11 protein-coding genes and 2 pseudogenes are annotated in these 11,983 nt (G+C 39.1%); 4 read left to right on the forward strand and 9 right to left on the reverse strand.

Annotated elements, in window-relative coordinates; genetic code table 11:
• The 6 genes from AAC037_RS08850 to AAC037_RS08875 form a co-directional block, all read right to left on the reverse strand.
• On the reverse strand, nt 1–260 hold a 260-nt coding region (locus tag AAC037_RS08850), incomplete at its 3' end, for a sulfatase-like hydrolase/transferase (protein WP_339902646.1).
• Nucleotides 261–325: 65 nt separating this feature from the next.
• Complete coding sequence (locus tag AAC037_RS08855; protein WP_339902647.1) at nt 326–799, reverse strand: nuclear transport factor 2 family protein; 474 nt, start codon at nt 797–799, stop codon at nt 326–328.
• Between the two features lie 182 nt (nt 800–981).
• The gene (locus AAC037_RS08860; protein ID WP_339902648.1) at nt 982–3,561 is read right to left on the reverse strand and encodes a cation-translocating P-type ATPase; all 2,580 of its coding nucleotides are present in this window, start codon (nt 3,559–3,561) and stop codon (nt 982–984) included.
• A gap of 406 nt (nt 3,562–3,967) precedes the next feature.
• Nucleotides 3,968–4,648, reverse strand: coding sequence for a sugar-binding protein (locus AAC037_RS08865; RefSeq protein ID WP_339902649.1), 681 nt, complete (start codon nt 4,646–4,648; stop codon nt 3,968–3,970).
• A 43-nt stretch (nt 4,649–4,691) separates the two neighbouring features.
• Nucleotides 4,692–5,180 (reverse strand): copper resistance protein NlpE, encoded by a 489-nt coding sequence (locus AAC037_RS08870; RefSeq protein WP_339902650.1) that lies wholly within the window; start codon nt 5,178–5,180, stop codon nt 4,692–4,694.
• 4 nt (nt 5,181–5,184) lie between these two features.
• Nucleotides 5,185–6,138, reverse strand: a complete 954-nt coding sequence (locus AAC037_RS08875) for an NAD-dependent epimerase/dehydratase family protein (protein ID WP_339902651.1) — start codon at nt 6,136–6,138, stop codon at nt 5,185–5,187.
• A gap of 141 nt (nt 6,139–6,279) precedes the next feature.
• Between AAC037_RS08875 and kbl the strand changes: the two genes are divergently transcribed.
• Complete coding sequence (kbl, locus tag AAC037_RS08880; RefSeq protein WP_339902652.1) at nt 6,280–7,476, forward strand: glycine C-acetyltransferase; 1,197 nt, start codon at nt 6,280–6,282, stop codon at nt 7,474–7,476.
• 7 nt (nt 7,477–7,483) lie between these two features.
• On the opposite strand, the pseudogene cdaA reads toward kbl, so the two are convergent.
• Nucleotides 7,484–8,349, reverse strand: a pseudogene (gene cdaA, locus AAC037_RS08885) (diadenylate cyclase CdaA).
• The gene (gene folP, locus AAC037_RS08890) at nt 8,346–9,230 is read right to left on the reverse strand and encodes a dihydropteroate synthase (RefSeq protein ID WP_339902653.1); all 885 of its coding nucleotides are present in this window, start codon (nt 9,228–9,230) and stop codon (nt 8,346–8,348) included. The pseudogene cdaA and the gene folP overlap by 4 nt, the downstream one beginning before the upstream one ends.
• 14 nt (nt 9,231–9,244) lie before the next feature.
• On the opposite strand from folP, the gene AAC037_RS08895 reads away from it, so the two are divergent.
• From AAC037_RS08895 to AAC037_RS08905, 3 genes are read left to right on the forward strand one after another with little or no spacing between them, the layout of a single operon-like run.
• Complete coding sequence (locus AAC037_RS08895; RefSeq protein ID WP_339902654.1) at nt 9,245–9,793, forward strand: DUF1599 domain-containing protein; 549 nt, start codon at nt 9,245–9,247, stop codon at nt 9,791–9,793.
• On the forward strand, nt 9,783–10,889 hold the full coding sequence (locus AAC037_RS08900) for a BT_3928 family protein (RefSeq protein WP_339902655.1): 1,107 nt from the start codon (nt 9,783–9,785) through the stop codon (nt 10,887–10,889). Before AAC037_RS08895 ends, AAC037_RS08900 begins: the two co-directional genes overlap by 11 nt.
• On the forward strand, nt 10,889–11,422 hold the full coding sequence (locus tag AAC037_RS08905; protein WP_339902656.1) for a shikimate kinase: 534 nt from the start codon (nt 10,889–10,891) through the stop codon (nt 11,420–11,422). The genes AAC037_RS08900 and AAC037_RS08905 overlap by 1 nt, the downstream gene beginning before the upstream one ends.
• Here AAC037_RS08905 and AAC037_RS08910 read toward each other — a convergent pair.
• Nucleotides 11,405–11,983, reverse strand: a pseudogene (locus AAC037_RS08910) (long-chain fatty acid transporter); the annotation flags it as partial. The gene AAC037_RS08905 and the pseudogene AAC037_RS08910 sit on opposite strands and share 18 nt — an antisense overlap.

The raw sequence follows: 11,983 nt of genomic DNA on the forward strand, positions 1-11,983 counted from the left end.
TGACCGGTAAGTAAGGTAACCCTGGTGGGGGTGCATTGAGGCATGGAATAGACATTATGGAAGGTCATGCCACTAGCTGCGAGTGCATCAATATTGGGTGTAGAAATATTTTCAGCTCCATAATGACTGACCCATTCTTTACCCAAATCGTCCACCATAATAAAAATGATATTGGGTTGAGAGGGGGTAACAGTAGTAGTGCGGTTGTTGTTACAACCCATCAGGGAAAGAAGTAGTCCAAATAGAATTAGATTTTTCATAGGGATGTATTTCCGGGCCTATTGGCCTATTAATGAAGATGCCAGATGGGTAAATCTCAATAAGCTTAACCTTTTTTACCGGAGATAAAATAATCCAGTTTTTGATTGGTGGATTTTTGAATTTTCTTTTTCATAAAAGGTGTCCATCCAATCAAGTAGCCAACAGTTCCCATGGCTTGTTTACTCCATTCCCATAAGTTAAAAGTATCGATATGTTCGATGATTTTACCCTCCTTAAACTTAAATTCAGCACTAACATTATTGATTACTTTTCGTTTTTTTTCACCAAAGTGATATTCAGCCACCCAGTTTACTTTTCCTTTTTTTTCAGACACACGCGCAATATCAAAACTGATTTTGAGGTCTTCTTTTTTTGGAGTGAGTAACATTTCCCACATCTTAAATGCTCGATCTCCCTTTAAAGAACCGAAGACAGGGTCTTTGAATAGGATGTCCTTATGGTAACATTCTCCCATTGCTTTACTGTCTCCTTTTATAAAAGAAGTGTAAAATTTATTCATTAGTGCTTTGTTGTCCATGCTTGTTTGTTACCCTGAAGGATTTTGGTGGAAACTGAATTCCCAAATATTTACTAAAGAAAATAGTTAAGCTTCTGAATCGAATTTATCAATTTGTTTTTTTATCTCTTTATCAAATAGCAACTATCTTTCGAGAAATAATAGAAAAAAGGTTTTTAGGTTAATTTTAGACTGGGAGCTAATTATCCTTTGAGTTTTTTCTTCCTCCTTCTTTTGGTCCATTTTTCCAATTCAACAAACCAAAAAACGATACTTGAAAGCGCCAAGCAAATGGCTAACTCTGAGAATGTAAGTGCTTGGGTGTTGAAAATATTTTGTAGGAAAGGTAAATATACTACTGCCAGCTGTAACCCAATTGTAATCAAAACGGCCATGATTAAATGCCTATTACCAAAAATGCCCATGGTGAAAAGGGACTTAATTTCACTACGAATTGCCAAGGCATGTCCCATTTGTGAAATGCTAATTACAGTAAAAACCATCGTTGCCCATTTTGAATTTTCATTGTGGATGGCCCAAGCCTGAATACCAAGGCATACAGCCCCCATTAGTAGCCCAACCCAAAGAACATGGATCCCTATTCCTCCTGAAAAGATGCTTTCATCCGCCTTTCTAGGAGGTCTTTTTAGAATGTCATCTTCTGCCGGCTCGGAGGCAAAAGCCAATGCCGGAAGTCCATCAGAGACTAAATTAACCCATAAAATCTGAATGGGGATCAAAGGAATGGGCAAACCAAAAAGAGGAGCTAAAAATATTGTCCAGATCTCTCCGCTATTTCCTGTTAGGATGTACTTTACAAACTTCCGGATGTTGTCAAAAATACGACGACCTTCACGGACGGCATGGATGATAGTAGCAAAATTATCATCCAAGAGAATCATATCTGCAGCTTCTTTTGAGACATCTGTGCCGGTGATGCCCATGGCGATACCTATGTCTGCACGTTTTAGTGCAGGGGCATCATTTACCCCGTCCCCGGTTACGGCCACGAAATGATCCCTGCTTTGCAAGGCTTTTACGATTTTTAGTTTTTGTTCAGGAGATACCCGGGCAAAAACCTTGATGGATTCAAGATTGTCTTCAAATTCTTGTTCTGAAAGTTTCGAAAGCGCGGTGCCGGTGATAATTTTGTCGGATGGATCCTGTAAAATCCCTGTAGTTTTGGCTATGGCCTTTGCCGTGACCGGATGATCACCTGTAAGCATAACAAGCCTAATTCCTGCGGCATGGCAGTTGGCAATCGCCTCAATGGCCTCTTTTCGAGGTGGGTCAATCATGCCTGCCAAGCCAATAAATTGCATATTGCTTTCAAATTTATCTACTGATTTCTCTTCCGGCAATTTCTCTATTACCTTGACAGCATAGGCCAAAACCCGTTTGCCCTGCTCAGCAAAATTTTTGGTGACAGTATTGATTTCATCTCTGTTTTCAGTTTTGCTTATCTCCAGAAGTTTTTCTACAGCCCCTTTCGTAACCACGATCCATTTTCCATTCATTGGGTAGACCGTGGTCATTTTTTTTCTTTCAGAATCGAACGGGAATTCATAAACACGTTTAAATTCATTTTGCCAAGATGGGTTGTAGCCCTTGTTGTTTCGGGTATACTCCACCAAGGCTACTTCTGTGGGATCTCCCTTGAGTTGGTTTTGCTCTGCGGTAATCACATCGTGATTAAGCTCCATCGCTAAAAGCATTGTTTGGTCAGCCTCCAGGTTTTCGATGCCCTGGATTTCCGGGGAAATCCAGCAATCGGATACCGTCATTTTATTCTGGGTAATGGTTCCTGTTTTGTCCGTACAGATATAACTAACCGAACCCAAGGTTTCTGCTGCAGGCAACTTTCTGATCAAGGCATTTTTCCGTACCATGCGCTTTGCTCCTAAAGCCAAAGCAATGGTAATAACTGCCGGCAAAGCTTCAGGAATGGCTGCTACGGCTACTGAAATGGCAGTGAGTAGCATTTGCACAGGCTCTTCTCCACGTAACCAGCCGGCAATAAATAGGGCAATGCATATACCAATAACGGCGAAAGATAATTTTTTGGCAAAATTGGCCAACCGCTTTTGCAAGGGTGTCTTGACTTTGTCTTCTTGTAGGAGTTGAGCAATTCGGCCTATCTCGGTGTTCATTCCGGTGGCCACCACCACACCTTCTCCTCTACCGTTGGTAATGACGGTGCTTTTATATGCCATATTTACCCTATCCCCTAAAGAGGTGTTTTCTAGGGTAATTTTTTTCGGGGATTTGTTAACGGCATGAGATTCTCCTGTGAGAGAAGCCTCCTCAATCTTCAAAGCATGTGATGCTGTGAGCCTTAGGTCTGCCGGTACAAGCATGCCCGCCTCAAGGATTATAATGTCTCCAGGAATAACTTCTGTAGCAGCCACCTGAATAGTGTGCCCGGCTCTTCGAATAGTGGCATGCAAGGAGGACATTTTATTCAATGCTTCCATGGCTTTTTCTGCTCGATATTCTTGCACAAAGCCGATAAGGGCATTCAGTAAAACGATGATTAAAATAACAATGGTGTCCTTGCTGTCTCCTACAAAATAGGAAATGGCTGCGGCCAAAAATAAAATAAAGATCATTACATCTTTAAATTGATGCAATATCACGCCGAAAACAGAAATCTTCTTTTTTTGTACCAGTTCGTTTTTCCCATATTTTAACTGCCTCTTTTCTACTTCTGAGCGGTCCAAGCCATCCTTGGAAGTATTTAACTTTTGGTAGATTTCTGAAGTTGACAAATTGTGGTAATTCATCTTCGAGTTTTTCATTAAGAGATCAGATAGTAATGCTGGTTTAGGATGGGTTTATTTGCGCAGGATAATAATTAGAAATTGTCAGTCATCCAATAGGGCCATTGCCATGATTTACATGCTAAACGCGCTTAAGTTCGGAATGATTCTCTCTTTAGCTTTCAATATAATTTAAAAAAATAACCATTGCAAAAGTATGGGGAGCTGAATACCATCCTGAAGCTTACCATTAGTTATTAATTGTAAATCAAGGGTTAAAGGTTGTTTTTGGTCAATCCTTAAACTGATTTTCCTCATAGAAATCCTTTTAGATAAAAAGTTTGTATGGAGCCAGAACTTATAAATATCTTGGATTGAGAACTGAAGACCAAAATTCAATAGATGGGCCTTTGGCAACTGATTTGCAGGATTATTTTGCAAAGCTTGCTTTTCCAAAAGCAGAAGGAATATGAAAGTCGGGGCTGGATTTACGAGGTTTTATCCATGAATACCAGCTGACTTCTTTGGTTTTACTGTTTTTAAAATCTGCCCGGAAAACCCCAAGGTAAAAGGACCTGCCAATTCCTAAGTTCTCTAGTTCGCCTAAAGAAATTCTGCCTTCCACCACATAACCTTTATCTGTCGTTTTTGTGGATACTTCAATGCTTTCGAAATCCCATTGGTCATTGAATTTACGATAATGCTCTGCTGAATAATCGAGAATGTTACCCTTGGGATCCATCTCCACGCAGTAATACTTGGTCAAACTGCTGTCACTTGCAAAAAACAGTTCAACCCGATCACCACCGGCAACAGACAATTCTTTTTCAAAGGGGTGTGTGACCAATGAATGGTCTTCTACCTGAAAAATAAAGTTAAAATAGTTTTTGGAAACAAAAGCCCTAAACTTTGTCTGATCGGGACTATCATCTTCCCAAGGAGCAATCAGATTATTTAAAGTTACGGCTTGAACCCATTCTTCTTCCTCAGGAGCTGCGTCCATAGTGATCTCCTGTCCAGTAAAAGGGATGGATAAACTTGTATGCGCAGATTTGGCACAGGAGGCCAAGATTAATGCCACTGAAATCGAAACAATATATCTGTAGAACATATGAGAGAAATTTTAATCTGAATATATTTGATTGATCAAAAAACTATTTGGATTTTGGATCGACCATTTCTAATGAGTAATTGAGCTTGGATTGAATGGGCTTTTCTTCTTGATCCAGCAAGATTAATTTACCGCTTTTTTCTTGCTGAAAGCTTTTAAAAGGTAGATTATTGTCATCCAAAAGCCTTATTGCCATGGCGCCCGGGTTGTCCTCCAGACCATAGATTACTTCATATAGACCTGTGGTTTTGTAGTTTCTGTCACCATCTTTGGTCTCTAGGTAGGTTTCTGATAGTTCAAAAGATCGTTCTATTTTTTCCGGACTGTTTTCAAGTTTCAACTCCGTCTTAATGCCGGCGCAATCTGCACAGGGGAGCATTCCTGAGTAATTAATCCAGGTGGACCCGGTGCTTTCAAGAACAATTTCTTTGGTGTCACTATCAGTTGGGGCCCCATCGTATTTCTTCTCTTCGGAAGGGCTGTCGCAGGCAAAAGTAAAAAGGGCGAGGATAAAAATAACTTGGTTTTTCATGGGACTATATTTTGTCGATCCAGTAGGGTAAATTTTTAATTATATCTTTAGTCATTTCAGGAAGGTCATATTCCTGTTGCCAATTCCAGTCATTTCTGGCATATTGATCATCAATAGTTTGTGGCCAATTAGAAGCTATTTCTTGCCGGTAATCCGGCTGATATTTTATTTTAAATTCGGGAAAATGCTTTTTCAACTCCAGGAATATTTCTTCCGGAGTGAAGCTCATTGCAGTCAGGTTGTAACTAGACCGAACTGTGATATTATCACTGGGGGCTTGCATTAAATCTATGGTGGCCTTAGTGGCATCGGGCATATACATCATTGGTAAACGCGTCTCTTTTTCTAAAAAAGACCGGAAAACTTGTCCGGCCAAGGCTTTATGAAAGATATCTACGGCATAATCAGTGGTGCCGCCTCCGGGTTTTGCCTTGTATCCGATAAGCCCGGGAAACCTTAGGCTTCGCACATCCACATTGTGGTGGCTGTAATAATAATCACACCATCTTTCACCTGCCATTTTTGAAATCCCATACACGGTATTTGCTGTTTGAACGGCATCTTGAGCTGTATTTATTTTGGGGCTTTCTTTACCAAATACGGCAATAGATGAAGGCCAAAAAACCCTATCTAATTTTAGCTCTTTGGCCAAGTCCAATAATATCAATAAGCTGTCAATGTTCAATTTCCAGGCCAAAAGTGGTTTTTGTTCGGCGGTAGCGGATAAAATAGCGGCAAGGTGATAGACCTGAGTTATTTTTTCATTGATGATGGCATTTCTTAGACTGTTTTTGTCCATAACATCCAGCACCATGAATTGGCAAAATGAAAATTTTGCGGATGAATTTTGATTAATATCGGAAGCAATGATGGCCTCAGATCCATGGATTTCACAAAGTTTCTGTGTCAATTCAGTTCCCAGTTGGCCTGCAGCCCCTGTTACCAGTATTTTATTCATAGGGTTTATTTTGATTTGCTATGTCTCAATTGCCAATTTCAGAATTTTATTACAATAATGACACATTATTAGCTAAAAATCGTAAGTTTAAGTATAATTTAAACCCACTACCTAATTGCCTCATTAAACCCATTTTGGCGTATGTTTGACACTTTAAGAGATAAACTTCAAAAAGACCTGAATAACCTAAAAAATGAAGGGTTATACAAAAGTGAAAGGATCATTAAGTCTCCACAAGGGGCAAAGATTACCTTAGAAGACGGGAGTGAAGTATTGAATTTTTGTGCCAATAATTACCTTGGACTTTCTAGTCATCCCAAGGTGATCGAAGCAGCCAAGGCTGCCATTGATAGTCATGGTTATGGAATGTCTTCTGTCCGATTCATTTGTGGCACGCAGGATATCCATAAAATGTTGGAAGATAAGATCTCAAAATTTTTAGGCACAGAAGATACCATTCTGTATGCTGCTGCTTTTGATGCGAATGGGGGAGTGTTTGAACCAATTTTGGGAGCTGAAGATGCGATTATTTCAGATGCTTTAAATCATGCATCCATTATAGATGGGGTGAGATTGTGTAAAGCCATGCGCTTTAGGTACAAACACAACGACATGGAGGATCTGGAAGAGCAACTCAAAGCGGCTGATCTTAAAGGAGCCAAGCATAAAATAATCGTAACAGATGGCGCTTTTTCAATGGATGGGACAATCGCTCAGCTGGATAAAATTGTTGAACTTGCAGAGAAATACAAAGCCTTGGTAATGTCTGATGAGTGTCATTCAACTGGTTTTATTGGGCAATCTGGTAGAGGGGTACATGAACTTAAGGGAGTAATGGGCAAGGTAGACATCATTACAGGAACCTTGGGTAAGGCTTTGGGCGGAGCCTCGGGAGGTTTTACCTCAGGTAGAAAAGAAATAATTGCAACCCTACGTCAAAAATCCAGACCTTATTTATTTTCCAATACCTTGGCACCTGCCATTACTGGTGCTTCTATAGCTATTTTTGATTTATTATCAGAAACCACCGCTTTAAGGGATAAGCTGGAAGAAAATACGATGTATTTTAGGGAGGGAATTCAAAAGGTTGGGTTTGCTATCAAAGAAGGGACACATCCGATTGTCCCCATTATGCTATACGATGCGCCAATGGCTCAGAAAATGGCCAGTGAATTGCTGGATAAGGGTATTTATGTCATTGGTTTTTATTATCCTGTAGTGCCAAAGGGACAAGCAAGAATCAGGGTGCAGTTGTCAGCCGCTCATGAGATAGCGGATCTTGACCGGGCTATTGAAGCATTTAGTGAGGTAGGGAAATCTCTGGGAGTTATTGAATAAAAAAAGTTTAAAGTTCAGAGATGCGTTTCAATTCAGCCATTTTTTCCGATTTTGTCAAGGGTTCAAACTTATCGTCAATTTCCTCTCCGGTTAAGTAATTGTTGATCATTTCCCTAACTTCCTGGAAAGAGAGGTTGTGCAAGATTTTTCCGTTTTTTGCCAATGAGACTTGTCCGGTTTCTTCGGAGACGATAAGGATCAATGAATCTGTGGCTTCGGACATACCTATAGCTGCCTATGGCGAAGTCCAAATTGCGCAGGTACTTCTCTTTCTGTAACCGGGAGAATACACCTCGCCGCTTTTACCCTACCGTTAAAAATTATTACACCACCATCGTGAAGGGGGCTGTATTTGTTGAAAATAGAGACCAATAAGCGCTTTGAAACTACTGCATCAATTAAATCGCCGCTTTCTGCATAAAATTTCATTTCTGAATTTTTTGAAAGCACAATTAAGGCTCCGGTACTACTTCCAGATAAAGTTTTGGAAGCTTCAATAATTGGAGTAACATTGAATGCCTGGCTTTCTCTTTTCCGCCAGAATAATAATTCTTGCCATAAATTTTCATTAGAAAATATGGAAGATTTACCCACAATGAGGAGAAATTTCCTGATTTCCTGCTGGAACAAAATGATTGCGGCCAATACACCGACTCCCATAAATTGGCCTAAAATAATGGTAAGGAGCTCCATTTGAGCGGCACTTACAACCAAATAAATCAGATAAATGGAAAGAAAGCCTAAAAAAATCTTAATGGCCACACTTCCCCTCATCAATTTATAAACCTGATAAATCAGTATACTTACCAGTGTGATGTCTATAAGATTGACCAGAGAAATGTCTAGAAAACCTATTTTAAATAGTAAATTCAAGTATAGATTTGTTTATATATTTTTAAAGTTTCGTTTGCTTCTTTTACATCATGTACCCTTAAAATTTTGGCTCCGTTCATGAGGGCAGCCATATGTACGGCTGTAGTCCCATTTAACGCCTCTTCAGGGCTGGTTTTTAATAATTTATATATCATCGATTTTCTCGATGCTCCGATCAATAGTGGTAGCTTCAATGATTTAAAATAAGAAAAATTTTGAACAAGCCTGTAGTTTTGTTCCAATGTCTTAGAAAAACCAAGTCCAATATCAAGTATTACATCTTTTATGCCAGCTTTATGGCACTTTTCAATTTTTTTTGAAAAAAAATACCCAATATCTCTTTCTATGTCAGCATATTTGGAAAAGTTTTGCATCGTTTGAGGATCTCCTTTCATATGCATGCAAATGTAAGGAACTCCTAAACCACCTACTGTATCAAACATCTCCGAATCTAATCCACCTCCAGAGATGTCATTCACCATGTCAGCCCCTGCATTGACAGCTTCCTTGGCTACTTTGGCTCTAAAAGTATCAATAGAAATCAAAATGCCCGGAAACCTACCTTTTATATTTCTAATAACGTGAATTACTCTATTAAGTTCCTCTTTCTCTGAAACAGCAGCTGCCCCGGGTCTGGAACTATAGCCTCCGATGTCTAAAATAGCTGCGCCTTCCTCAATCATTCTGGCTGCCTTTTTTAAAACTTCCTGCGATTGCCCTGTCGTTCTGCTTTTGCCATAAAAAGAATCAGGAGTACTGTTGATAATCCCCATAATCCACGGCTTGTCCAAAGTATAAAGCTTTCCTTTGATTTGAAGTGTTATTTTTGGGGGAAATAAAGTATCTTCGAATTTATATATTGAATGTGAATTTTCTAACATAAAACACCGGTGCTTTGGAAACGCAAACCGCAAGCGAATATAATGAAGTTATTGGCCTTTGTAAAGAACTTTTTAAGAAGAAAACTCAGGATTATGGTACGGCATGGAGGATTTTGAGACTACCTTCCCTGACAGATCAAATTTTTATTAAAGCACAACGGATAAGATCCATTCAGGAGAAGGGTACACAGAAGGTAATGGACCCAATAAAGGATGAATTTATTGGGATTATTAACTATTGTCTCATAGCGCTTTTGCAAAATGATTTGCTTACTGATCCAAGGATGGAATTGTCCTTTGATGAACTAGAGCCAATTTATGATAAATGGGTAAAGGAAACCAAAGATCTTTTGGCCAATAAAAACCACGATTACGGAGAAGCTTGGAGAAGTATGCGGGTTTCGTCAATTACAGATATCATCTTAATGAAGCTGTACAGGGTAAAACAGATTGAGGACAATCAGGGACAAACAATTGTTTCTGAAGGAGTAGTGGCCAATTATCAAGACATGCTAAATTATGCTGTTTTCTGTATGATAAAATTAAATCAAAATGATAATTAAAACATTAGTCTTAATCTCTAGAATAATTGTTGGTGGGCTTTTTATTTTTTCAGGTCTTATCAAAGTAAATGATCCCGTGGGGACTTCCATTAAGATGGAGGAATATTTTGATGTATTCGCCACGGATATAGCTCCAATTTTTGAACACCTGAAAGCAATTTCTTTACCAATATCCGTTTTTTTGGTTGTGGTGGAAGTGGCTTTAGGCGTAATGCTTTTGGTTGGATGGAGATTAAAACGTGCCATTTTTCTTTTACTGGTAATGATTCTTTTCTTTACTTTTCTCACTTTTTATTCTGCTTATTTCAATAAAGTAACAGATTGTGGCTGCTTTGGTGATGCGATCAAACTGACTCCTTGGGAATCCTTTTATAAGGACATTGTATTGCTAGTGATGATTGTGTTTATGCTGGTCTTTAGAAAACATTTACCCATGGAATACAATGTATTTGGAAAATGGCTTACTATAGGTGCTTTTGTGCTGTCTTTGGTATTGGCTATTTATGCCATAAGAAATCTTCCCTTTATTGATTTCAGGGCCTTTAAAGAAGGCGTAAATATCTCCAAAGCCATACAACCTTCAGCAGCTTTGGAATATTCTTACTTAATGGAAAAAGATGGGGAGCAGCTTGTATTTGATGAATATCCCAGTGATGAAAGTTTTACTTTCGTCGAAATGACTTTGAAGAACCCCGAAGTTTTACCAAAGATATCAGATTTTGCCATATGGAATGAGGCTGGTGATCATACAGAAGAAATACTTCAAGGAAAACAACTGTTGATTTTGTCTAGTAATATTGATAAAATGGCATTGACAGTAAGTGAACTGGATAGAATTAGTGCCTTGATTAATTCTTTTCAGGGAACAGACGTGAATGTACATTGGATAGCCGCCTCTTCTGAAGAAAAGATGAATGAATATTTGCAGGAAAAAGGCCTTAGGGTAAGCTCCTATATGGCTGATGCTACGGTAGTCAAAACCATTATTAGGTCCAATCCCGGCTTGGTTTTTCTCCAGGAAGGAACTGTACTTAAAAAGTTTCATTACCGAAATGCTCCAACACCTGAAATAGCTAAAACTATATTTTCCAAATAATGGATGCAAAGAAAATTGTATTGGTAGGAATGCCCGGCAGTGGCAAGTCAACTTTGGGAAATTCCCTCGCGCTAAAGTTAAATTGGCCTTTTTATGATTTGGATGATTTAATTGAAGCCAAGGCAGGGAAAGCAATTTCTGAAATCTTTTCCTCTAAAGGGGAAGGGTACTTTAGGAAATTGGAGACTGCAGTTTTGGAAGAAGTTCTTGATAAAAAGGAGACATTTGTTTTGGCAACAGGAGGCGGGGCACCTTGTTATAATGAAAACATGGCCCTGATCAATAAAAAAGGAGTTTCTGTGTATTTGGATGTTCCTTTAAATACTATTTTAGAACGGTTAACCAACACTCAAGTAGCCATAAGACCTTTGTTTGCCAATCTGGATACTCCCCAGATTATACTCAAACTCAAAGACATGCATTCTCAGAGAAATGCCTATTATGAAAAGGCAAAAATAAAACTCAGGGGAGAAGACAGTTCCCCTGAGTTGTTGATAGCAAATTGGTTACCCTTGTTAGAAACTAAATCCTAGAGTAAGCATACCTGTAGTTCTATTGTTGTCAATGACCGCAAGATCAGCCCCCGGATAAGAGGAATAATAGCCATTAAACTTACTGTTAACCAATCCGAAATCTATGCTGAAACCGGACAATTTTACACCCACTCCTCCAGAAATTTGGCTGGTGCTTCGGTCAGTGTTACCCGGGTTAGCTAATGGGTCGCCATAATAAGCATAGCCTGCTCTTAGCCTGAATATGTCAAACCTAAACTCTCCTCCCAAGCTATAGTTGATCGTTTGACCGTATAAATCATTGATATCCTGGTTGTCCATTTCCGGGTTAAATACATTGGACCGGATGTTAGCGGAGCTATAGTCCAAGTAATTTACATCGGCGGTTATAAAACCATTTTTACCAAAGAAGTAGGTGAGACCACCACCCAATCGCATTGGGCTTCTTAAGTTATAGCTACTTACAAAAAGATCAGTTTGCGCATCAGATTCAGAAATGCTTCCAAATTCCGGATCCTGATAAGCGGGGTAAAAATTCGCAAAAATATCGGCATCGTATTCTTCATTGATTTGATACCAAGT

It is taken from the genome of uncultured Cyclobacterium sp. (genome assembly GCF_963976465.1).
Classification (GTDB): Bacteria; Bacteroidota; Bacteroidia; order Cytophagales; family Cyclobacteriaceae; genus Cyclobacterium.